This is a genomic window from Paenibacillus sp. JT31N7 (assembly GCF_059692095.1).
Genome location: NZ_JCAUAT010000002.1, coordinates 338,296 through 362,361 on the forward strand (window position 1 = coordinate 338,296; position 24,066 = coordinate 362,361).

19 protein-coding genes and 1 pseudogene are annotated in these 24,066 nt (G+C 54.9%); 4 read left to right on the plus strand and 16 right to left on the minus strand.

Features of this window, described 5'->3' with window-relative positions; genetic code table 11:
• Positions 1 to 17 precede the first annotated feature (17 nt).
• From AC58P5_RS11820 to citZ, 4 genes are all read right to left on the minus strand, one after another.
• A complete protein-coding gene (locus AC58P5_RS11820) occupies positions 18 to 431 on the minus strand; it encodes a hypothetical protein (RefSeq protein WP_497386628.1) in 414 nt (137 codons plus the stop codon).
• 110 nt (positions 432 to 541) lie between these two features.
• Positions 542 to 1,486 (minus strand): malate dehydrogenase, encoded by a 945-nt coding sequence (mdh, locus tag AC58P5_RS11825; protein ID WP_326054400.1) that lies wholly within the window; start codon positions 1,484 to 1,486, stop codon positions 542 to 544.
• Positions 1,487 to 1,644: 158 nt separating this feature from the next.
• Positions 1,645 to 2,943 (minus strand): NADP-dependent isocitrate dehydrogenase, encoded by a 1,299-nt coding sequence (icd, locus tag AC58P5_RS11830; protein WP_497386630.1) that lies wholly within the window; start codon positions 2,941 to 2,943, stop codon positions 1,645 to 1,647.
• A 149-nt stretch (positions 2,944 to 3,092) separates the two neighbouring features.
• Positions 3,093 to 4,205, minus strand: coding sequence for a citrate synthase (gene citZ / locus AC58P5_RS11835; RefSeq protein ID WP_497386632.1), 1,113 nt, complete (start codon positions 4,203 to 4,205; stop codon positions 3,093 to 3,095).
• A gap of 275 nt (positions 4,206 to 4,480) precedes the next feature.
• On the opposite strand from citZ, the gene AC58P5_RS11840 reads away from it, so the two are divergent.
• Entirely contained in the window at positions 4,481 to 6,016 is a 1,536-nt protein-coding gene (locus AC58P5_RS11840) for a Ppx/GppA phosphatase family protein (protein WP_497386634.1), read from the plus strand.
• On the opposite strand, the gene ppk1 is transcribed toward AC58P5_RS11840, so the two are convergent.
• Positions 5,976 to 8,081, minus strand: coding sequence for a polyphosphate kinase 1 (ppk1, locus tag AC58P5_RS11845; RefSeq protein WP_497386636.1), 2,106 nt, complete (start codon positions 8,079 to 8,081; stop codon positions 5,976 to 5,978). The genes AC58P5_RS11840 and ppk1 overlap by 41 nt on opposite strands.
• A 442-nt stretch (positions 8,082 to 8,523) precedes the next feature.
• Here ppk1 and ytvI point away from each other — a divergent pair, with 442 nt between their 5' ends.
• Positions 8,524 to 9,657, plus strand: coding sequence for a sporulation integral membrane protein YtvI (gene ytvI, locus AC58P5_RS11850; protein WP_497386638.1), 1,134 nt, complete (start codon positions 8,524 to 8,526; stop codon positions 9,655 to 9,657).
• 77 nt (positions 9,658 to 9,734) lie between these two features.
• On the opposite strand, the gene AC58P5_RS11855 is transcribed toward ytvI, so the two are convergent.
• From AC58P5_RS11855 to hisC, 10 genes and pseudogenes are all read right to left on the minus strand, one after another.
• Positions 9,735 to 10,130, minus strand: coding sequence for an FxsA family protein (locus tag AC58P5_RS11855; RefSeq protein WP_497386640.1), 396 nt, complete (start codon positions 10,128 to 10,130; stop codon positions 9,735 to 9,737).
• 3 nt (positions 10,131 to 10,133) lie between these two features.
• Entirely contained in the window at positions 10,134 to 10,565 is a 432-nt protein-coding gene (locus AC58P5_RS11860; protein WP_497386642.1) for an acyl-CoA thioesterase, read from the minus strand.
• Positions 10,566 to 10,677: 112 nt separating this feature from the next.
• On the minus strand, positions 10,678 to 12,438 hold the full coding sequence (gene pyk, locus AC58P5_RS11865) for a pyruvate kinase (protein ID WP_497386644.1): 1,761 nt from the start codon (positions 12,436 to 12,438) through the stop codon (positions 10,678 to 10,680).
• On the minus strand, positions 12,431 to 13,405 hold the full coding sequence (gene accA / locus AC58P5_RS11870) for an acetyl-CoA carboxylase carboxyl transferase subunit alpha (protein ID WP_497386646.1): 975 nt from the start codon (positions 13,403 to 13,405) through the stop codon (positions 12,431 to 12,433). Before accA ends, pyk begins: the two co-directional genes overlap by 8 nt.
• The gene (gene accD, locus AC58P5_RS11875) at positions 13,395 to 14,261 is read right to left on the minus strand and encodes an acetyl-CoA carboxylase, carboxyltransferase subunit beta (RefSeq protein WP_497386648.1); all 867 of its coding nucleotides are present in this window, start codon (positions 14,259 to 14,261) and stop codon (positions 13,395 to 13,397) included. Before accD ends, accA begins: the two co-directional genes overlap by 11 nt.
• Positions 14,262 to 14,344: 83 nt before the next feature.
• Positions 14,345 to 14,533, minus strand: a complete 189-nt coding sequence (locus AC58P5_RS11880; RefSeq protein ID WP_497386650.1) for a glutamate decarboxylase — start codon at positions 14,531 to 14,533, stop codon at positions 14,345 to 14,347.
• Between the two features lie 520 nt (positions 14,534 to 15,053).
• Positions 15,054 to 15,432 (minus strand): annotated as a pseudogene (locus AC58P5_RS11885) (phosphatidylglycerophosphatase A); the annotation flags it as partial.
• Between the two features lie 2 nt (positions 15,433 to 15,434).
• On the minus strand, positions 15,435 to 19,418 hold the full coding sequence (locus AC58P5_RS11890; protein ID WP_497386652.1) for a DNA polymerase III subunit alpha: 3,984 nt from the start codon (positions 19,416 to 19,418) through the stop codon (positions 15,435 to 15,437).
• A gap of 215 nt (positions 19,419 to 19,633) precedes the next feature.
• Complete coding sequence (locus AC58P5_RS11895) at positions 19,634 to 20,833, minus strand: pyridoxal phosphate-dependent aminotransferase (protein WP_497386654.1); 1,200 nt, start codon at positions 20,831 to 20,833, stop codon at positions 19,634 to 19,636.
• 47 nt (positions 20,834 to 20,880) lie between these two features.
• Entirely contained in the window at positions 20,881 to 21,975 is a 1,095-nt protein-coding gene (gene hisC / locus AC58P5_RS11900; RefSeq protein WP_497386656.1) for a histidinol-phosphate transaminase, read from the minus strand.
• Positions 21,976 to 22,201: 226 nt separating this feature from the next.
• Here hisC and AC58P5_RS11905 point away from each other — a divergent pair, with 226 nt between their 5' ends.
• A complete protein-coding gene (locus tag AC58P5_RS11905) occupies positions 22,202 to 22,534 on the plus strand; it encodes a YtrH family sporulation protein (protein ID WP_009674587.1) in 333 nt (110 codons plus the stop codon).
• A 2-nt stretch (positions 22,535 to 22,536) separates the two neighbouring features.
• Positions 22,537 to 23,082 carry a sporulation membrane protein YtrI gene (locus AC58P5_RS11910; RefSeq protein ID WP_497387563.1) on the plus strand — a complete coding sequence of 182 codons (546 nt, stop codon included), beginning with the start codon at positions 22,537 to 22,539 and terminating at the stop codon, positions 23,080 to 23,082.
• A gap of 40 nt (positions 23,083 to 23,122) precedes the next feature.
• On the opposite strand, the gene AC58P5_RS11915 is transcribed toward AC58P5_RS11910, so the two are convergent.
• Entirely contained in the window at positions 23,123 to 24,061 is a 939-nt protein-coding gene (locus tag AC58P5_RS11915; RefSeq protein WP_497386658.1) for a polyprenyl synthetase family protein, read from the minus strand.
• Between the last annotated feature and the right edge of the window lie 5 nt (positions 24,062 to 24,066).

Genomic DNA, 24,066 nt, shown 5'->3' on the forward strand with positions numbered 1-24,066 from the left:
CTAAGTTGGCCGCCGCCTCACAAAATCTGCGGATACTTCTTCAGCACCAGAAGCAGCACAAAAGCCAGCCCGGCGGCCGCGCTGTACCAGAAAGCCTGGCGCATCGCTTCCGTCCGCCCGTTAATGACGCGGCGGAGGGCCACTCCGAGCATGCCTCCGGCAGCGCCGACCACGATGAACAGCGTGATGACAGCCGTTATCCAAGCTGCCGAGTAAGTGCCCAGGCTGAGAAGGTAACCGCCGGTTGCGAGCTGTGCCAGTAAAATCCACTGGCCGATCCGGTTAAGGTGCCGGATCAGTCTGAGCTGTCCCAGCCTGGCGTCCTCCGGCTGCTTCAGGCTGCTTTGCAGCAGAAGCGGAAGCAGCAAATAGAAGCCTAGCGTAATAGCTCCCGCCACGTGCAAAAACAGCAGGGATTGCAGGTAAAGCACAGTAAATCCCATCCTTCCGAAATTGAGCCCGTTTGAATCCGGGCAGAAGAAAAGAGCCGGATCGGCTCTTTTCTTGAGTGTTCGGGTTATATGCGCTAACCGGGCTTAAATTAAGCGCCTGTTACGACTTTGATTACGTTGCGAACGGAGTCCGCGGATTTGTCCAGCGCCGTTTTCTCTTCTCCTGTGAGTTCCAGCTCGAATACTTTCTCGATGCCGCCCGCGCCCAGCAGGGTCGGTACGCCCATGAACAAGTTCTCGTAGCCGTATTCGCCTTGGAGGAGAGCGATAGCCGGAATAATGCGTTTTTTGTCTTTGAGGATAGCTTCAGCCATTTGAACCAGAGAAGCTGCCGGAGCGTAGTATGCGCTGCCGTTGCCGAGCAGGTTTACGATTTCGCCGCCGCCTGTGCGTGTACGCTGAACGATCGCCTCGATGCGCTCGGACGGGATCAGTTTCTCGATCGGAATACCGCCTACGTTGGAGTAACGAACGAGCGGAACCATATCGTCGCCGTGGCCGCCAAGCACGAAGCCGCGAACGTCTTCTACGGATACGTTCAGTTCTTGCGCGATAAACGTGCAGTAACGGGCTGTATCCAGCACGCCGGATTGGCCGATTACGCGGTTTTTCTCGAAGCCGAGTGTTTCGTAAGCCACGTAAGTCATGGCATCAACCGGGTTGCTCAAGATAATAACGATGGAATCCGGGCAGTGTGTTTTCACGTTTTCGCAAACGGATCTTACGATTCCCGCATTGGTATTCACGAGGTCGTCACGGCTCATTCCCGGTTTGCGGGCAATGCCTGCCGTAATGATTACGATATCGGAGCCGGCAGCATCTTCGTAAGAAGAAGTGCCTACGATATTGCTGTCAAACCCTTGGACCGGGCTAGCCTCCATCATGTCCAGCGCTTTACCCTTTGTCGGGTTTTCCAGCTGCGGAATATCAACGAGGACAACGTCACCCAGTTCTTTTTGAGCCAGCATCAGAGCCGTTGTCGCTCCTGTGAAACCTGCACCTACAACCGTAATTTTGTTGCGACGGATAGCCATTTTTAGTTACCTCCTGGTCATTGTTGCACGCTTTGGACAAGCGGGCATGTTTTTTAGGAAAATGTAAAAACAGCCTTACCTGCTGTTCCGCGCAAGCGGCGCCGGAACAAGAAGGAAAAGCCGGGCAAGCCCGGCTTTTCCTTTTATTCAACTAACAATTAACCCATGTGCTTGATGATTGCGTCGCCGAACTCGGAGCACTTGATTTTAGTCGCGCCGTCCATCAGACGTGCGAAGTCATAAGTAACGGTTTTAGCGTCGATTGCGGACTCGATGCCTTTATAGATCAGGTCGGCCGCTTCCTGCCAGCCCAGGTGCTCAAGCATCATAACGCCGGACAGAATTACGGAACCCGGGTTAACCACGTCAAGTCCGGCATACTTCGGAGCCGTACCGTGAGTGGCTTCGAAAATAGCATGACCTGTCATGTAGTTAATGTTCGCTCCCGGTGCGATACCGATACCGCCTACTTGTGCCGCCAGAGCGTCGGACAGGTAGTCGCCGTTCAGGTTCAGCGTTGCGATCACTTCAAAATCAGTCGGACGAGTCAGAACTTGCTGCAGGGCGATGTCGGCAATCGCGTCTTTTACGACGATTTTGCCGGCTTCTTCGGCTTCTTTTTGAGCCTGGTTAGCAGCGTCGGTACCTTTCTCTTCTTTGATTCTGTCGTATTCTGTCCATGTGAATACTTTATCGCCGAACTCTTTCTCGGCAAGCTCGTAACCCCAGTTTTTGAAAGCACCTTCGGTGAATTTCATGATGTTGCCTTTGTGAACGAGGGTAACGCTCTTGCGGCCGTGTTTGATCGCGTATTCGATAGCCGCACGGATCAGACGCTCGGAACCTTCTTTGGAAACCGGCTTAATGCCGATACCGGAAGTTTCAGGGAAACGGATTTTGTTCGCGCCCATTTCGTTTTGAAGGAACTCGATCACTTTTTTCACTTCTGCGGAACCTTCTTGATACTCGATACCCGCATAGATATCTTCCGTGTTTTCACGGAAAATAACCATGTCAACGAGCTCAGGGTGTTTTACCGGGGAAGGTACACCGTTGAAGTAGCGAACAGGACGCAGGCAAGTGTACAGATCGAGTTCTTGACGAAGCGCCACGTTCAGGGAACGGATACCGCCGCCTACCGGTGTAGTCAGAGGTCCTTTGATGGCTACGATGTACTCGCGGATAGCTTCGAGCGTATCGTTCGGCAGCCAGCTGTTATAGTTGTTGAATGCTTTTTCGCCGGCAAATACTTCGTACCATGCGATTTTCTTCTCGCCTTTGTAGGCTTTCTCGACAGCCGCGTCAAGAACGCGTTGGGAAGCTGCCCAGATATCGGGACCTGTTCCGTCACCTTCGATGAACGGGATGATCGGGTTGTTCGGTACGTTCAGCTTACCGTTCTCAATCGTAATCGCTTGTCCTTCGATAGGCAGTGCATAATTTTCAAATTTCGGCATGTTAATATCCTCCTAATCGATTATAAGATCATAGTTGCGCACCCGGTTTAACCGCGGGCGCACGCAAAGATAAAGCCGGATTGTCCGGGCGGGGGACGGCTCAGCCGTTGCTCCCGTTGCCGCCCGTCTTCATTTGCCGGCCTGCTTAATTAACGTTCTTCGATCGGAATGTACTTCTGATTCGTAGGGCCCGTGTACTCGGCACGAGGACGGATCAGACGGTTGTTGTCGTATTGCTCCAGGATGTGAGCAGTCCAGCCGGATGCGCGGCTGATGGCGAAGATCGGCGTGAACAGGTCACGAGGGATTTTCAGGGACGTATAAACGGAAGCGGAGTAGAAATCAACGTTCGGCTTCAAACCTTTGAGGCTCGTTATAAGCTCGTCGATTTGAATGGACATTTGGTACCACTTGCCAAGACCCGTCGATTCCGTCAGCTGCTGGGACATCTCCTGCAGATGCTTCGCGCGCGGATCGCCGTTCTTGTAAACGCGGTGTCCGAAGCCCATGATCTTCTCTTTGTTCTCGAGCTTCTTGTTGATGTAAGGAACGACGTTATCCACTTCGCCGATATCCTCGAGCATCGCCATAACGGCTTCGTTCGCGCCGCCGTGCAGAGGCCCTTTGAGGGTGCCGATTGCGGAAGTGATGCCGGAGTAGATGTCCGTCAGCGTCGCCACGGTTACACGTGCCGCGAATGTGGAAGCGTTGAGCTCATGGTCGGCATGAAGCACAAGCGCCTTATCCAAAGCGGTGATAGCGGTTTCATCCGGCTCTTCTCCAGTAAGCATGTAGAGGAAGTTTGCGGCCAGGGACGGGTATCCTTTGGAAGCCAGAGGCTCTTTGCCCTCACGGATGCGGGCGAAAGCCGCGATAATCGTAGGAATTTGCGCTTGAAGCTTGATCGCCTTGCGAACGTTGGATTCGCGGCTCATCTCGTTAGCTTCTTTATCATACAAAGCAAGAGCGGATACAGCCGTACGGAGCGCTGCCATCGCGTTTGTATCGGAAGGATACAATTTAATTTGTTCAAGAACCTGATCCGGAATGGAAGAACTCGCATTTAAATCGCTGCGGAGCTGGTCCAACTCGGCCTGGTTAGGCAATTTGCCGAACCAAAGCAGGTAAATGACTTCTTCAAAGGAGGCATTCTCAGCCAAATCATCGATATCTAATCCGCGATAAGTTAACACACCGTCCACGATGGAACTGATCGACGATGTTGTCGCAACAATACCTTCCAAGCCTTTGGTAGCTGTCATGGAAACCTCTCCTTATTTCACTGGATTGACAAAAACTGCGGTAGCTTTCTTACTAATAATAAAGGATTTTGACCATTATGTGAAACAAAAGCCCATAAAACTTCATTATCAGTACAATAAATAAACTTTCTTGCACCATTCGCGCACATTCGCCCGGTTTGTGGTCTATACTCGGTATTGGTACAATAGGAACCAGAGCAGTGAGCAAAATCGGCCATTCATTCATCATACCATATTCTTCACAAATTTTCTCGTATATAGGAGCCCAAACGCATATGAACAGCAGCCGCTACGCCATTATCGACATCGGATCGAACTCGGTCCGTCTGGTCATTTACGAAGTGACGCCTCCGGGCGCCTACCGGATTCTGCATGAAACGAAAGAGACGGCCCGGCTGTCCGAGCGCATCGGCGAAGACGGCGCGATGACTCACGACGGCATCCTGTCCGTCGTACCGCTGCTGCGCCGTTTCAAACGGATATGCGGCGCCTATTCCGTCGATTCGGTGAAGGCCGCCGCGACGGCCGCCATCCGCAATGCCGCGAACGCCGAAGATATCGCGCGGGAGCTTGCGGAGCGTTCCGGCATCGTCATCGACATCCTCTCCGGCGAAGAAGAAGCCCGCCTCGGGTTTCAAGGCGTGGTCAGCACGCTCGACGTCCGGGACGGGTTCATCGTGGATATCGGCGGCGGAAGCACCGAGATCACCCTCTTCCTGGACCGCAAACGGGTGAACAGCGTCTCCTTCCCGTTCGGCGCCGTGACCGCCGCCCGCGAGTACACTCCGGGCGGAGTCGTCCGGCCGGAACGGATCGAGGCGCTCAAAGCGCTCGTCCGGGATACGGTCGAGCTTCACCCCTGGATCCGGGAGCATGCGCAGCTGCCCCTGGTCAGCCTGGGCGGTGCCGGGCGGGCGCTGGCAAAGCTTAATCAGAAGCGGGTGGATTATCCGCTCCCGGTCATGCACAACTACGAGCTGGAGGAAAGCGACCTCCAGAGCTACATGGACCTTCTTCCCTCTCTTCCGGTAGAGAAGCGCAAGAAACTCGACGGGCTGTCCAAGGGACGCGCCGATATTATTGTTGCCGGAGTCGTTCTCCTTCACTCCGTTTACCGGCAGACGTCCGCTTCACGGATTATCGTAAGCAGTGCGGGGCTCCGCGACGGCCTTTTCTACGAAACGGCCATGCCCGGCAGACTGCCCATCACGGATGTGCTGGAATTCAGCGTGGAAAATATGCTGAAGCTGCACACGCCTCTGCCGCACGATCATCTCCGTCGCGCAGCCGCGCACGCGGCAGCTCTCTACGATGCTCTGGCAGAAAACGCGCCCGAACTGCAGCCGCGCCACCGCTCGCTTCTTCACGCCGCAGCGCTGCTGCAGCGGATAGGCTACACGGTGAGCAGCTACCAGCACTGGCGCCATACGTTCCACCTCATCACGGAATCCCGAATCGACGGGCTTACCCATAGGGAGATCGTGCTTTGCGCCCTGATCGCTACCTTCAAAAACAAAAACCGGACCCGTCAGCAGGCGCTTCCTTACGCAAGCGTGCTGGACAGGTCCGATGAAGACATCGCGGCCAAGCTCGGATCGCTTCTCCGACTGGCCACCTCCCTGGATTACGGGGAGAACGGAAACATCGCCGAACTGGACGTCCGTTCCGTTCCGGGCGAGCTGCACCTGCATCTGCTCTGCAAAGAGCAGGACCCGTCGGAAATCGGAACGATCGAAGAAACCGCGGAGGAGACCGGAAAATACTGGTCCTTTACCGCGTATATTCACGCTTCCGCACTTTCCACCGACTAATCGTCATGGCATCGAACTGGCTTCTCACCATGGGCCCGTTTTCGGCCGCCCGGATATAATTTCCCCCGGGCTGCAGGAAACGGGCTTTTACATTGTCGCGCAAACACAATTCAAGCAGATTGATCACACTTTGCTGCAGCTCCTCATCCCTGACGGGGCACATCAGTTCAATCCGCCGCGTCAAGTTGCGGGTCATCCAGTCGGCACTCGACAAGTAGACGTCGGGACTGCCTCCGTTTTCGAACCAGTACAGTCTCGAATGCTCCAGAAAACGGTCGACGATACTCCGCACCGTAATGTTTTCGCTCAGATTCGCAACGCCGGGACGAAGGACACAGACCCCTCTCACGATGAGGTCGATCTTCACGCCCGCCTGCGAAGCTTCGTAAAGCGCGTCCACCACTTCCTGGTTCGACAGCGAGTTCATCTTGGCCACGATACGGGCCGGCTTGCCCGCAAGCGCGTGGCGCCCTTCTCTTGCGATAAGCTCGATAAGCCGCGTCTTCATGTCCGCGGGGGCGACGATAAACGCCTGCCAGTCATGAGGCGACGAATAACCGGTCATTTCGTTGAACAAGGCCGAGGCGTCTTCGCCGATCACCTGGTGGCTCGTGAACAAGCCCACATCCGTGTACAGCTTGGCCGTATTGTCGTTGTAGTTGCCGGTTCCGACATGGACGTATCTGCGCAGGCTTTCCTGCTCCTGCCGGACGACCAGCGTGATTTTGGCATGGGTCTTGAGGCCGACCAGACCGTACACGACGTGGCACCCCGACTTCTCCAGCTTCCTGGCCCAGGCGATATTCCGCTCCTCGTCAAAACGGGCTTTAAGCTCGACGACGACCGTCACCAGCTTGCCCGATTCGGCCGCTCTGGCCAGCGCCCCGATCAGCGGAGAATTGCCGCTGACGCGGTACAGGGTCATTTTGATGGCTAGCACATAAGGATCGTCGGACGCCTGCAAAATAAAATCCGCCACCGTATCGAAGCATTCGTACGGATGATAAAGCAGCACATCTCTCTCCCGGATCACCTCGAAAAAGTCGTCCGTATGCTCGAACTCTTCCGCGTAAACCTGCTCCAGGGCGGGATAGTACAAATGGGCCCGCCCGCCGACCAGTTGAGGCAGCTTGATCAGATAAGTCAAATCGATCGGACCGTCTATTTCAAAACAGCCCTCTCCGATTTCAAACTCGTCCCGCAGCAGCTCCAGGGCGTAAGGGTGGACGCCTTTCTCCACCTCCAGCCGGACCGGCGCCCCCCACCTGCGCTGCTTGAGCTCTTTCTCGATCTCTTCCAGAAGATCTTCCGCGCCTTCCTCGTTCAGAGTCAGGTCCGCATTGCGTGTGAGCCGGAATCCGTTGACGGCAATCGGCTTATACCCGCTGAACAGAGACTCGATATGATGCTTGATCAGCTCCTCCATCCGGATAAATTCCAGCTTCTTGCTGTTGGTGCGCGCGGGCACCCGGACAAGCCGGCCCAGATTATGCGGAACTCTCACAATCGCGAAATAGGTGCGGAGATCCGTCGGCACACAGCTTTCCAGAACGACGGCCAAATAGTTCGACTGCGTGTGCACCAGCGGAAAAGGACGGCTCTGGTCCACGGCCATCGGCGTCAGTACCGGAAATACGATTTCATGAAAATAGGTGTCCATTTCCTTCTGCTGAGTGCTGTTCAGTTCGTCATAGGAAGGAAAAAAAATTCCCTCGCGGCCCAATTGGCGGGTTAAATCGCGAAAAGCTTTATACTGGTCGGCCACCATGCGGTTCGCTCTCTTCAGCAGACGCTTGAGCAGACCGGACGGCGTATAACCGGTAAAATCTTTTTTATGATAGCCGGCTTTCATCTGATCCAGGATTCCCGCTACCCTTACACTCATAAACTCATCCAGATTGCTCGATACGATGGACAAAAACTTGGCTCTTTCCAGCAGCGGAGCCGTCGGATCCTGCGCTTCTTCCAACACGCGGCGGTTAAACTCGATCCAGCTCAAATCACGGTTAACATACTTATAGCAATCATTGGTTTTAGCGCCTTCCGGCTTTTGAATGTTTTCCACGGAACCCCAGCTCCCACTTTTCTGCAATTTCTATATCTCTATTGTACAAGGGTTATTCAGGGGGCATGTTTGCGCTATATTTTTGCTTTGTTAATTTTATGTAAAAGTTTCGCGGAATGTTTTCTCCGTATTAAATTCTCCGGTTTCGGCGGTCAGGCAAGGAATTGTGCCGGAAACGGCGAAAAGAACGAAATAGAGTTTTTACGGTCTTTTTCAGGCAAAAGAGACGATAAGAAAGGAGACATCCATATGAACAAGCGCATAGTCTATCCGTAGGCGCCAGATTCAGCAGAGGCTTATTGCGGGTATTGTTTCTCAGAACTTAAGACAGGCACGGCCCTATAATCGAGGAAGTTCAGAGAAACACTATACTCGCTTCTTGTGATTTAGGGATTCATCCCGTCCTGCAGTAAACTCATTTCGAGCGAGAAAGAGGAAGCCTATGAGAGTGTTCAATCCGTACCTGCTGCACAAGATTTTCCGGGGGGCTCTGGTCATGCTGTGCCTCGTGGCGGGCTGGCTGCTGCTGCGGTACGTATCCCCGCTGATTTATCCCTTCATTATCGGCTGGCTGCTGGCCTATGTACTGAATCCCGTCGTCAACATGCTGCAGCGGAAGGCCAAAATGCCGCGCTGGCTGTCCGCCACGCTGGTCATCCTTCTACTGATCGCCATCACGGTTACGGCCATGACCCTGCTGGTGACGAAAGTAATTGTGGAACTGGGCACGCTGGCCGAAAATTTACAAAGTATGATCAACGGCTGGAAGGATCAGGCGACCGGATTTTTGAATTCGGCCTGGTTTCAAGGGATTGTCGGGCAGCTTAATGATTTCATGAGGGCCAACAATCTGGATCTCAGCAGCAACCTCAGCTCCGTTACGGGAACGATTGCCGATTTCAGCTCCAATGCCTTGAAATATATCGTCAACTCGCTGATCCATATCATCCAGTCCCTGCCGAACATCGCGACCGTTTCCATCATCGTGCTGATGGCGACCTTCTTTATCAGCAAAGACTGGTATCGTCTCGTGATGCGCTATACCGTGCTTGTACCGGAAACCGTCCGCAAAGCGACCCGTCTTATTTCCAGCGATCTGCAGAAGGCACTGTTCGGCTTTATGCGCGCTCAGCTTATTCTGATTTCCCTGACAACGGTCGCGGTCATTATCGGGCTGGTCATTCTGCGTGTGGATTTCGCCGTCACCATCGGCCTTCTGATCGGATTGTGCGATCTGATGCCTTATCTCGGCACCGGCGCCGTCCTCGTTCCTTGGATCATTTACTGCTTTTTCAAAGGCAACCTCTTCCTCGGAATCGGACTGTCCGTGCTTTACGGCCTGATCGTCGTGGTGCGGCAGATTATGGAGCCCAAAGTGCTCGCCTCAAGCGTAGGGCTGGATCCGCTCGCCGCCTTGATCGCCCTGTTTGTAGGGCTTAAGCTGTTCGGCGTCGTTGGGCTTATCCTCGGCCCCGTACTCATGGTAGTCCTGACGGCGGTCTATAAAGCGAACGTCTTCCACGATATTGCCCGTTACATAAAAAATGGCCCGGCCGCGAACACGGAGGTTCGCTGACCGGGCTTTTCTTCTACTTGCTTGTACGGAAGCGAAAAAACAGCACATCCGGCTGTTTTTCCCTTCCGTTTTTCGTTTTACCTGCGGTTAATGAACATGAACCGTCCGTTCCTCATCAGCTTCTGCAGCAGGACGAGCAGCCCCATTTTAAACAAGGAACGTGTAAATGGGAGCACCAGGAGCAGCCCCGCCAGATCGGTAAGGAAGCCCGGAACGATCAGCAGCAATCCGCCGACAAAGACGCAGACGCTGTCCAGCACGGAATCCGTCGGGTTCTGGCCCATAGACAGCTGATTGCGGGCGTAAGGCAGGAAACGGGACGCTTCCTTTCTCACGATAAGAGCCCCCAGAAGACCCGTGAGCAGGATCAGTCCGAACGTCATCCAGCCGCCTATCAGATGGGCCATGCCAATGATACAAGCGATCTCAAGGACCGGAACGATAATAAAGACAGCAAGCGCAATGCGAAACACCGGCTATCCACCCCTTTGCAGCCATTCGTATAATTCAGGCGCTTCTTTATCTATACGTACAGGTCTCCAGGAAGGATTCACCCAGGCATGATTCGTAATGCCCGTAACAAGAAGTTCTTCTCCGCGCCGCACTTCGTACTCAAACTCCAGCTTCACCGTCGTATAGCTAGTGACACGGGTCAGAATCGTTATCTCGTCGTCATAGCGGGCCGGACGCACATATTTCAGTTCGGCGCCGACGACCGGCAGCAGCAGCCCCAGCTCCTCCATCCGCTTGTACGGAAATCCCTTTTCCCGGATATATTCCGTGCGGGCGATTTCCAGCCAGGTTAAATAATTGGCATGGTACACGACTCCCATCTGGTCGGTTTCCTGATACCTGACCCGGACGCCGTACGGAAACCATTCGCGCTTATTCGTTGCTTCATTCGGCAAGACCCTTCCTCCTGTCTTTTGTTTGCTGGTTTCGAGACTCTCTATCCTTCCTGTTTGAAAAAAAGAGTGAACCCGCTATTAGGCGGACTCACTCCTTACTTATCCGAATCGATTACAGGACGCGCGCACGTCCCGAGTACACAATCCCTACTTCAGGGAACAAGGTGATTTCCATGTCATCCTTGATCAGGTCAAGGGCACGTTCAACACCGACGATAACCGGGATGCCCAGGCTGAGAGCTACCACCGCGGCGTGGGAAGTAATCCCGCCCACGTCCGTGATCAGACCCGCCGCACGCTCGATAGCCGGCATATATTCCTTGTCGGTCGTATTGGTGACCAGAATAGCGCCGTCTTTCATTTTGCTGACGGCTTCCTCAGCTGTTTCGGCTGTCACGACAACGCCTTTCGCATGCTGGGTGCCGATACCGGTTCCTTTGGCGATCATTTCGCCGACCTGGTGAACCTTCATCAGGTTCGTAGTACCGGAGCTTCCGATCGGTACGCCGGCCGTGATCACGACGATATCGCCGAGATCCACATAGCCTTCACGGATGCTTCCGTCGACCGCTTGCTCAAACAGCTCGTCCGTCGTTTGCGCGTCCCCGTGAAGAAGGACAGGCTGTACGCCCCAGACGAGGTTCAGGCGGCGCATAACCTGCGGGTTGCGTGTTACCGCAACGATCGGCGCCTTCGGACGGTATTTGGATACCATTCTTGCGGTATATCCGCTTTCCGTAGCGGTTACGATCGCTTTGGCATCCAGCTCAAGAGCGGCGTTCGCGACGGATTGAGAAATGGATTCCGTTACCGTCGTTTGCAGCGCATGCGCTTGACGCAAGAAAATCTCGCGGTATTCCAGCGCCGCTTCCGCACGCTGTGCGATGCGGGACATGGTTTCTACCGCTTCAACCGGATATTTCCCGGCAGCCGTTTCGCCGGACAGCATAATCGCGTCGGAACCGTCGAACACGGCATTCGCCACGTCACTTGCTTCGGCACGGGTCGGGCGCGGATTGCGCTGCATGGAGTCAAGCATCATGGTAGCGGTAATAACCGGTTTGCCGACCAGGTTACACTTCTTGATCATTTGCTTCTGCACAACCGGCACGTCTTCCGGCGGAATTTCCACGCCAAGGTCGCCGCGGGCAACCATCAGGCCGTCGGAAACTTCCAGAATTTCATCCAGGTTGTCAACGCCTTCCTGATTCTCGATCTTGGAGATGATCTGAATGTGCGATGCGTTATGGCGCTCAAGCAGTTCGCGGATTTCAAGCACATCGCTTGCTTTACGGACGAAAGAAGCGGCGATGAAATCGATGCCCTGCTCGATACCGAATACGATATCGTTAGCGTCTTTTTCCGTAATACCCGGCAGCGAGATGCTGACGCCCGGAACGTTCACGCCTTTTTTGCTTTTAATCGGACCGCTGTTCACGATGCGGCATTTGATATCGGTTCCTTGAACGGCCTCAACCGTCAGACCGATCAGACCGTCGTCGATCAGAATCGTGTCGCCGGGCTTAACGTCTTCCGCCAGACCTTCGTAGGTTACGGACACGCGTTCACGATCTCCGAGAATTTCTTCGGTCGTCAGGGTAATCATCTCGCCTGCGGCCAATTCGATCGGCTCTTCTTTCAGCTTGCCGAGACGGATCTCGGGCCCCTTCGTATCCAGCAAAACGGATACGTTGCGGCCTCCGAGCTCTTCGCAGGCAGCGCGAAGATTTTTGATCCGGCCGCCGTGCTCTTCAAAATCGCCGTGAGAGAAGTTCAGTCTCATCACGTTCATTCCTGCCGTTACGAGCTTCTTGAGGTTTTCTTTGGACTCGCTTGCCGGTCCGATCGTACATACAATTTTTGTCTTACGCATGGTTACCCTCCTGAGTAAATGTATATCTGCCGATTTGTCTGAATTTGAGGTACCTGTCTTCTTTGAGTTCCTCTTCCGACATTGCTAACAGCGGCTGCATATGCTCCAGAACGGCCGCTTTAATATTCGCTGACTGGAGCTCCAGATCACGATGGGCACCACCCTGCGGTTCAGAGACAATGCTATCGATAACGCCTAATTCCGCAATATCCTTGGCAGTGATTTTCATCGCTTCCGCGGCATGCAGGGATTTGGATGCATCGTTGTACAAAATGGATGCCGCCCCTTCGGGACTGATGACCGAGTAAATGGCATTCTCGAGCATAAGCACCCGGTTGCCGACGCCAAGCGCGAGCGCTCCGCCGCTGCCTCCTTCGCCGATCACGACGCAGATGACAGGCACGCGAAGACCGGCCATGACAAGCAGATTGCGCGCAATCGCTTCCCCTTGGCCTCTCTCTTCGGCGGCGTTGCCCGGAAACGCCCCTTTCGTATCGATGAACGTAATGACGGGACGGCCGAACTTGTCCGCCTGTTTCATCAGACGAAGAGCTTTACGGAAGCCTTCCGGATGCGGACAACCGAAATTACGGGCGATGTTGTCCTTCGTATCCTTGCCCTTCTGATGACCTACGACTGTAACGGGAAGCCCGTCCAGTTTGGCGACGCCGCCGATAATGGCCAGGTCGTCTCCATACAGACGGTCTCCGTGAAGCTCCACGAAGTCCGTAAAGATTTTCTCTATGTAGTCGATGGTCGTCGGACGCTGCGGATGCCGGGCAAGCTGCATTTTCTCCGATGCGGACATCGTGGAATACAATTCCTGCTGCAGCTCGGCATACCGTTCCTCCAAACGCCTGATTTCATCCGTAAAATCGATTTTCTTCTCTTCACCGAAACGCTTCAGTTCGTCAATTTTGCTGCGAAGCTCAGTCAGTGGCTGCTCAAATGACAATTCACCCGCCATAATTCGCATCCCCTTTCATCACGTGCATATCAAGCAGTTTGATCAGCGTTGTCCGCATGTCTTTGCGGGGCACGACCTTGTCCACCTGTCCGCGCAGAAGGTTGAATTCCGCGGTTTGGAAGTTGTCGGGCAGTTTCTGCTTGATCGTCTGCTCGATGACACGGCGTCCGGTAAAGCCGAACGATGCCGCGGGTTCCGCGATAATAATATCGCCGAGCATGGCAAAGCTTGCCGAAACCCCTCCGAAAGTCGGATCCGTAATGACGGAAACAAACAAGCCGCCTTCCGAGTCGAGCTTCTGAATAGCCGCGCTCGTTTTAGCCATTTGCATCAGACTGAGAATGCTTTCCTGCATGCGGGCACCGCCCGAAGTCGAGAACAGAATAAGCGGATACTTCTTCTGGATGGCGCTCTCGATGGCACGCGTCAGCTTCTCGCCGACGACGGAGCCCAGGGAGCCGCCCATAAAGTCAAAGCTCATCGCGCCAAAGACGACCGGATATCCGCCGATCGTACCTTCACCGGTAACGATGGCATCCTTCAGGCCGGTCTTCTCCTTCGCTTTGGTGATTTTATTCTCGTAATCCGGAAATCCGAGCGGGTCTTCCGAAATCATATTCTCATCATACTCGAACAGACGGCCTTCATCGAGGGTCATCGTCATACGTTCCATCGCATTTAATTTGTAATGATAATTACAGGACGTGCAGACTTTCAAGTTTTTCTCAAGCTCTTTACTGTATTGAATAGTTCCGCAGCGCGGACATTTATTCATCAACCCTTCGGGTATATCGCGTTTCGCTTTCTCGGAAGGGATAGTTGCATATTTGCGTTTCTGAAAAAGATCCTTTAGCACATTTGCACCTCTCTGGCTTACAATTTCCGCTCCAGCCGTTCGCTGCGGAGGTTTCGTAAAACACGCCTTCGCAACCGCTGCGGTCAGCGATGTAAAATGGTGTTGAGTACTTCTTGAACCTCTTCCACTTCACCCGCGGGAACCACGATTTCAAATTGGTTCTTGGTCATGGAGATTGCTCGAATTTGGACCAGAAACCCTTCCTCCGACAGGCGTTGCTTTATACGCTCCGCAATTTTGGCGGTGGGGGCAATATAAATCACGGTCCACATGGGGATATACCTCCTCAACAGTACCCGGGTAAAATGGATAGCGCCAAAACGAAAATGACGCAGCAGCAATCTCTAGCCTTCACTTTCCGTTCTCTCAAGTGTATACAATGGAATAATGATAACACAACCTCTAATTTTACCGCAAGGAAGGGTTGTCTATCCGCATAGGCCGCCCTTCCTCAGAAACCTGAGTTTTCGCATGGAAAAAGAAGGTGGAAGCATGCCGCAAACGCGCTTTCCACTGCCCGGATACCAAGGCATTTCCTCTGTCAAAAATCCCGTTCCGGCATCGGCCGGACAAAAAAAACTTCCCAAGCCCGCGGGCTGGTGAAGTTTTTGTGAACCGGACATGCGGACGCGATCGCCGCGGTCCCAACCGCTTCGCCACGACGGTGCTCGCCCGTTCGGGGACTTGCCGCAGATCAAAGCCGGGATAAGCGGGCTCTTTCCTATTTACTCCAGCTCGGCCGGTTTCACAAAGTTCCACGAAATAAGACGAAACCGGTTTGTTTGGATCGACGATTCCAGCGGATGCCGCTGCGGCCAGCCCGGCCGCGAGATCGTCGAGAAACACGTGAATCTCCCGCTCATGGTCGTTGAGATCACGGATGACGCCTATTTTCCGCTTATCCAGATAACCGAAGCTCGTCAGACCGATCATACCATACACATGTACAATTCCCAAAGCCAGCGTCTCGTCCACCCCGAACAGGGCTCGTCCGCTTCCTGAATGCTTTGCGGCGGTTCGGGAGAAGCTTGCGTTCCGCCAGCTCGTCCAGTGCGATACCGGTCATCAGGGTGTACTGCACTTCGCGTTTGACAAGCACGGTCATCACGCTCTCCAGGCAAACCTCCATCGTCAAAGCTTTGTTATACGGCTTCTGGAGCCGGAAAAGGAGGATTATTTCACCTTTACACAATCTTTGCCCATCAGCTGTTCGATCGAACGGAACAGCTCCGGAGAAGGCTTAACGCGATACTGGCCGCTCAAAGCCAGCAGCCGCTGGGTGCGCTCGTAGAACAGCGCGACCTCCAGCGGACCCGCGTGAAGCTGCAGCAGCTCCTGCAGCTTCACGAGGTTGTGCGGCTCCTCCAGGTGAGCCGCAATCTTGACGTACACCCGCTGCCGGGACGCCCCGGCGGGTGTACCCTGCGCGGCGGGGCGCCGGGACTCATCCGCAGGCTTGGCTGCGGATGAGCGCTGCGGGGCCGCGCTGGCGCGGTCTGCGGCACGGCCGGACGAGTCCGCGTGAGCGGCGGCTCCGCCGGGCTGGCCTGCGGCGCCGACGTTAGGAGCGCCGACCGGCCGTGTGCCGCCTGCCGGGCCAGCGTAGGCGCTGCCCGTACCCGGGCCTGCGCCCGGCTGTCCGCCGCCGGACTGCCCGACGCGGGCGTCACCGGCCGCAGGGCCGCGCTCTCCGGCGCGGCCCCCTCGCGGCGCACTGCCGCCGGTGGCGGACTGGCCGCCCGGACGCAGCGGACGGCGCTGCCAACGGCGGACGGCCGGATCGTCCGGGGCGGCCAGTGCATCCGCCAGCAGCTTCGGCGGGTCTTCGTCCTGCAGTTGAAGCTTCGCTTTGACAAGGACGATGCTGCCTTTCTGTACGAGCGGAGCATATTTTTTCCACGCTTCCGGGAACAAAACCACTTCGACCCGCGCAATCCGGTCTTCCAGATCCATAAAGGCCATTGGCTGGCCTTTCTTCGTGACGATCGTTTTACTGGAAACAACCATACCCGCCACGATAACTTCACTGTTATCCGCATAATCCTGCAAATAATGGAGCGGGTCCGCTTCCAGCTCCTGCAGCAGCGCTTCATGGTCATCGAGCGGATGACCCGATATATAGAGCCCCAGCAGTTCACGTTCATACTCCAGCTGCTGTGTGCGGGAAAGCCGGGCAACTTCCGGAACCTCCACTTCCCAGTTCGGTTCTTCGACGAAGCCGAATAAGTGAAGCTGCAGATCGTCCCGCTCTTTCCGCCATTTCACCGCCGCCTCCACCGTATCGTCGAGCATGGCGACAAATTGGGCGCGGTGACCGGGAAAGTCGTCAAGCGCCCCTCCCTGGATGAGCGATTCGATCACGCGTTTGTTGCAGACGCGCAGGTCCACTCTGCGGCAGAAATCCAGCAGGCTCTCGTAAGGCTTTTCCCGCCGCTCCTTGAGAATCGCTTCGATGGCGTTCGTACCGACGTTTTTGATCGCCGCCAGACCGAAGCGGATGGCACCCTTACCGGCAGGAGAAGCGCCGGCATCGCTCTTGGCGGATTCCCCGGAATCCCCAATCACCCCATCTTCTCCCTTGGAATGACTGCTTCCGGCCGTAACAGCGGCCCCTTGGCGGTCCTTATCTCCATTGTCCGTCCCTGCGTGCCCTTCGCCTGCCCCTTCTACAGCCTGCAGGGATGCTTTGGGAGCGACAGGCGTAAAATTAACGCCGCTCTCATTCACATCCGGCGGAAGCACTTCAAGCTTCATCCGTCTGCATTCGTCGACATACTCGGCCGTTTTGCGGTGATTCCCGACGACGGCCGTCAGCATGGAAGCCATAAAATGCCGCGGATAATGCGTCTTCAGGTGCGCCGTCTGGAAAGTCAGCACACCGTAGGCAGTCGCATGCGCACGCGGGAAGCCGTAATCCGCGAACCGGACGATCATATCATAGATGCCGTTCGCTTCTTCTTTCGTATAGCCTAACCCGACGCTTCCTTCCACGAAGTGCGCGCGCTGTTCGTCCAGCACTTCGCGCTTCTTTTTGGAAACGGCACGGCGCAGCAGGTCCGCTTCGCCGAGCGAAAAGCCCGCCATTACCGAAGCGATCTGCATGATCTGCTCCTGATAAACGATAATGCCATACGTATCCTTAAGGACCGGAACCAGTGCTTCATGCGGGATCTGCGGCTGCGTCAGCCCGTGCTTGCATTCGATGTACCGGGGGATAAACTCCATCGGACCCGGGCGATACAAGGCGATAACGGAGACGATATCTTCAAAGCCCGAAGGCTTCAAATCCCGCAGCACCTTGCGTACTCCCGGTGACTCCATCTGGAAAATACCCGTCGTCTCCCCTTTTTCGAGAAGTTCGTACGTCAGAGGGTCGTTATCCATGTCCAACTGCGCCAGATCCAGCCGGATGCCTTCCTGCTCCTCAATGGATTTCAAGGTCCGTTCGATGATGGACAAGGTCCGCAGGCCGAGAAAATCCATCTTGAGCAAGCCGATGGCTTCCAGATGTTCCATTGAATACTGGGTCAGCGGCGTTTGCCCGGTTCCCTCCTGCAAGGGAACATAATGGGTCAGCGGTTCGCGCGAAATGACAACCCCCGCGGCATGTGTCGAAGCGTGACGGGGCATGCCCTCGACACGTTTCGCCATATTCAGCAGTTCTGCGGTTTTAGGCTGCTTCGCGGCCAGCTCTTTCAGATCCGGATTCACCTTCAGGGCCGCTTCCAGTGTCATACCGAGCTGTCCCGGAATCATTTTCGCGGCGCGGTCCACATCATTGTACGGAACGTTCAGAACACGGCCGACGTCGCGTACGGCTGCCTTGGCGGCCATCGTACCGAAGGTGATAATTTGAGCGACGTGTTCCTGCCCGTATTTCGCGACGACATAATCGATAACTTCGTCCCGCCGTTCGTCGTTAAAGTCGATATCGATATCCGGCATCGTGATTCGCTCCGGGTTCAGAAAACGCTCGAAGAGCAGCCTGTACCGGATAGGGTCCACATCGGTAATCTGGAGCACGTACGCAACGAGGCTTCCTGCGGAAGACCCCCGCCCGGGCCCCGTCAAAATACCGTGCTCGTGCGAGAAACGGATAAAGTCCCAGACAATAAGAAAGTAATCCGAAAAGCCCATGCTTTCGATGACGCCAAGCTCGTATGAAAGCCGGGCGTCCAGTGTCTGCCGGTATTCCCCCTGCACGTTGTTCCAGCCCGGCTGGTTTTCGTAGCGGCGGGCAAGCCCTTCCATGCACAGCTCCTTCAGGTATTCCCCGGCGGTAAGCCCCTCGGGGATCGGTTTGAATTTCGGCAGGATAGACTGATCGAAATTCAAAGCCAGATCGCACTTGTCCGCCACAAGCAGCGTGTTGTCGAGCGCTTCGGGTACGTGTGCGAACAGCTTGCGCATTTCGTCTTCGCTTTTCAGGTAAAGCTGGCTCGTCTCGAACTTGAGGCGCTGGGGATCGTCCACCGTCTTGCCGGTTCCGATGCACAGCAGCACATCCTGCACCACATGGTCCTCTTCCTTGACGTAATGCACGTCATTGGTGGCGACAAGCGGGATGCCCGTCTCGCGGCTCAGTTCGATCATGCCCTGCATGACTTTTTTCTGTTCGATGGAACCGTGATCCTGAATTTCAAGATAAAAATCCTCGCCGAAAATAGAACGATACCGCTCGGCGGCCGCTTTAGCCTGTTCCTTGCGGTCGTGGAGCAGATGCTGGGACACTTCGCCTCCCAGGCACGCGCTCAGACAAACAAGACCTTCCGAATAACGGGCGAGATGGTCGTGATCAATGCGCGGTTTATAGTGGAATCCTTCCAGATGACCGACCGAGCACAGCTTCATCAGGTTCTGATAGCCCTGCATATTTTTGGCCAGCAGAATGAGATGATAGATCGGCTGCTCCTGCCGCGTGCCTTTGGTCCGGATCGTCCCTTCCGTAAAATAAGCTTCGCAGCCCAAAATAGGCTTGATGCCCTTGGCCCGGCACGCCTTATAAAACGGTACCGCCCCGTACATGACGCCATGATCCGTCAGCGCAAGTGACTTCATGCCCAACTGCGAGGCGGTCTCCACGAGGTCCTGAATGCGAGCGGCGCCGTCAAGCAGGCTGTATTCACTGTGAACATGCAGATGTATAAACGAATTCATGGCCATTACTCCTCCGAAACTTCCTTTCTTCTATTCTATCATAATTTTCAAAAAGGCGAAAATGCGTTCGCCCCGGAAAAATTTAGGCCCCGCCGCCGGTTTTATCTAAAAAAAACCGCCTGTACCCGTAGGGGCAGACGGTTTTTGCCTGTCATGTTTTTGCCTGTCATGTTTTCGCGTGTCATGTGCTTGCTTTCTGTCTGCCTCTGGCGTTATTACCGGTAAGAATCCAGAAGCGCTTTGAACACTTTGCCTGAACGTTCGATCTGCTTGATCGGCACGCTGTAGGACAGCCGGAAGTGGCCGCTGCGCCCGAAGCCGCTTCCCGGCACGATCAGAAGGCGATGCTCCTGCACCGCTTTCAGGCAGAATTCGACGTCGTCGGCAATCGGCGTCTTCGGGAAAATGAAGAAGCCTCCCTGCGGCACGGTAAATTCATAGCCAGCCTCCCGCAGGACGCCGACCATAAGATCGCGCCGTTTGCGGTATTCCTGCTGCTCGACGGCGAGCGTATCCATACGCGTAATGACACGCTGCATCATAACCGGCGCGTTGACAAACCCGAGCGTCCGGTTGCTGAAAACGAACGCCTGAGCGAGCAGCTGCGCATCGTCTGCCGAAGCGTCGACCGCCACATAACCGAGACGCTCTCCGGCGATTCCGAGGTCTTTGCTGAACGAGCTGACGAGAATCGTACGCCCGTATGCGGCAAACGGGTTCGGCGGAACCGCGTCGTAGACCAGTTGGCTGTACGGATCGTCGTACACCAGGTAGATCAGGCCGCCGTGCTTTTTCTCGCCTTCGGCGAGCACTTTTCCCAGTTCGTTTAAATTGTCCTGCGTAAGAAGCGTGCCGGTCGGATTGCCCGGTGTGTTGATAATGATTGCGCGGGTCCTCTCCGTGATCGCCTGGGCGACACGTTCCGTATCGACGCTGAAATCGTCTGCAAGGGGAACATGGACCGCGACGCCGCCGTGATTGTCGGCATAGTAGTCGTATTCCACGAAGTAAGGCGTCAGCAGAATCACTTCATCGCCCGGATTCAGGATGCTTTTCAGGACCACGTTCAGCCCTCCGCCCGCTCCGACCGTCATGACGATATGCTCGGGCTTGACGCTGCCTCCGTACCGGCCGTTGAGATAGTCCGCCACTTTCTGTCTTGCCGGAGGCAGCCCCTGATTCGGAATGTACTGGTGCTTGCCCAGCTCGCCGCTGTTCACCGTATCGGCCAAAGCTTTCAGGAAAGCCTCGGGCGGCTCGACTACCGGATTTCCGAGCGAGAAATCATAGACTTCGTCGGCTCCGTAAATGTCGATCAGCCGCTTTCCTTCGTCGAAGAGCTTACGGATCCAGGAGCCTTTTTCAAGCTGGCCTGCGAGTTTTTCAGAAATTGCGCCTTTCGCTGAAGATGTCATAGCGTTGCTCCTTTTGTACATTTTATTTTTGTAAACGAAAAAGGGATTTAGTCTCCCGATGGAACCGTTTCTTCCTCCGTCCGGTTAAGCAGGTCTTCAAGGAGAGTCAGCAGCCTCAGGTTTTCCTCTTCCGTACCGATGCTGATTCTGATCTTGTCCTCCAGCAGAGGGGAATCGAAATGCCGGATGTACACGTGCCGCTGCGCCAGCCGCTCCGTAATCCCGCGTGCGGACAACCCCGAGCCGGCGGGCGGCGTGCATAGCAGGAAGTTCGTCTCCGAATCGGGGACGGCAAAACCGAGACTGCGGAGCTTGCCGGCCAAGCTGCTTCTGGAAGCGCGGATACGGCTGACGGTTTCGTCGAAATGGGACCGGTCTCTTAACGCGGCGGCCGCAATGGTTTGGGTGAGCATGCTCACATTGTAGGAATCTTTGCATTTATCGAGCGACTCGATCAGAGCCTCGTCCGCAAACGCATACCCGAAGCGGATTCCGCAAAGCGAATACGATTTCGATAACGTGCGCAGAACCATCAGATTCGGGCAGCTGCCGATCAGCCTCAAGGCGCTCGCTTCTCCATCGGCAAAGTCGATATAGGCTTCATCGACGATCAGAAGCCCTTTGTACCGGTTCGCAAGCTCTTCAATCGCCTCCACGGACACTAGCAGTCCCGTAGGGGCATTGGGATTTACGAGAATGATAGCCTGGGAAGGCACGGCGAGCAGCGCTTCCATATCGATGCTGAAATCTTCCCGGGTCGGTACGAATTCGCAGTGTACCCGGTGTATGTCCGCCACGGTACGGTAGAGCGAGTAGGTCGGATAGGGCAGGGCGATAATGCTCCCCTCCTCCAGAAACGCTTTGAACAGGAGGGAAATGATCTCGTCGGAGCCGTTGCCGCAGAACACCTGATTGCGGTTTACACCGTAGATGTCCGCCAGCACTTCCCTTACGGGCTCGGCCGTAGCGTTGGGGTATCGCCTCAGCAAGGAGTAATCGAAACCGGCCAGCGCCTTCCTCACATCGGGTGAGGGCGGATAAGGGTTTTCGTTGGAATTGAGCTTGACGACCTGCTGCTCCGCTTCCGGCTGAAAGCCGGGTATGTAGGGGGCCATGCTGCGAATGTGGGCTTTGGCGTACAAGAAACCTGCCTCCTCTGCTCTTATAAATCTCCGGTAAACTTTCTTTTTAATCAGTATAACGCAAATTTCCGAAGATTCTAGCAAAAAAATAGAGACCGGAGCCGTTCTGCAAGAATCTCGGGCTTTGTCTCTTTTCTCTATCATAAACGATCGCGGAGCTTCATAGACTATACCAAAGGGACCCTATTAAACCGCACAGCAGTCCAAAAAGAAAGAAGGGAATCAGGTGACGGGCTTTGTCACTTCCGCGATACTCAATTTCTTCGTAGCATTCGGCGTTGTCATGGGGGGCAGCATGCTGGCGGGAATCGGCTCGGTTCTGTCGCTCCAGCCCCCTACCTATAAGATGCTGCTTATCGCCGAGAATATTAAAATTTGGGCGATGGTCGCCGCAATCGGCGGCACGATCGATCCCATCCGGATGATCCAGGACAACTTCCAGGACGGGCAGCTCTCTCCCGCCTTCAAGCAAATTCTGCTGATCATCAGCGCTTATATCGGGGCACACATGGGCACATCGCTCATCCAACTGATCTGCAAGGGGGGCGGGCAGTCTTGAAAATGCCCAGCTTCGACCGTTATCCCCGCTTCCTCGCGGGTATCGGGCTTTTTTTGGCGGGAGGGGTTGTGGGCAGCGCCGTGTTTCTAAGCTTGTATCATCATACCTACAACGTGCTCGTGATTGAAAACTGGAATCTGAAAAAAGAAAACAACGGGCTTCAGCTGGATATCGAATCTCTGAACAAATTCAAAAACAAACAAGGACTGATCACGCGTGTGACCGTCCATTTGTACAATAATATTCAGCATCCGTTGGAAAGCCATGTTCAAAAAGCGCTGGAAGACCGGGTCAAGAGGGATCTGAAAATCGTCGAGGGGCAAAAGCTGGGGGAAATCCGGGATTCGCCCCAATTGTACGAACGTCTCATCGCAAACAAAACGTATTACGGCGTAATCGATAAAGACTACATCGTCAATGTCAAAGCGATGGCGCTCGTACAATCGGAGCTAACCGTGTGGATTACGGCGGACGAACCGAAGAAGCAGGCCGTTCCCGACAAAGGAACGATCGTGCCGGATCATGACGCCTTTAACGACTCTTACTAGCCCTTCCTATTAAATAGGGAGAAAGAGATGAAGCCATGCGTTACAGCTCGAAACGGGCCAATGCGATCTCCCGGAATGCCTCTTTATTCGCGGAAGCGGCGGGAATTTCGGCAAACAGCTCGTCGGCATGGTGCAGATACAAGTTCTGAATCGTACGTGTGTATTCGATACAGCCGGAGTCCACGACATACTGCACGCACTGCGGCTTATGTTTTAAAAATTGGGGCTGGTCGATTTCTCCCTTGTAATACTGCTGAATAACCGGGAATTCCGTATCTTCCTCGTCCAGAAGGAACAAAACCGGTATGGTTTTCTTTTTCTGCACGAGGTCGTTCTTGTAATCGAAGCGGAGCAGGTCGCTCAAATCGTTGTCGAGCTGGGCCATCAGTCCCATATAGACGGCCAGACGGTTCAGCTTGCCGACGGTATCTTCATCGGCGTTCGCATCCGTACAGGCATAGCCCATGTACAAAGCCAACTGAACCAGCGTACCGGATTTGCGCTGGACCATTCCCACATAGTCTTCTTCCGTCTGCACGGCATTCGTCACGTCCAGGTGCTGGCCGTTAATCGCTTCCGTAATAAATTCGCACACTTTGGCGGGATCGGGCAGAGGAACGGCCTGGTATTGGCGGCGCAAGGCCCCCAATTCGGAGACGGACGCCGTCACGAGTCCCGTGTACACGTTCAGCGCCTGCTCCTGGGGCACGGTCATCCACGGCTTCTCCGTATTGTCCTGATCCTGGATATCGTCCATGATATCCAGCGCGAGCAGCATAAGCTCGGTCAATGCGGCGGTCCGGTGAATGGCCGGATTGCTTCCTCCCAGCAGATCGTGAACGCTCCAGGTGAGCTCTCCCCAGATGGAATGCTCTTCTTTCTTGTCCGCCACGCTTTTTAACAGCAGTTCTTTCAAGGAAGGTACGGTAAAATAAGTTTCAATGAGATCCTGAATATCGCTCCAAACTTCAGCCTTCATGCTGC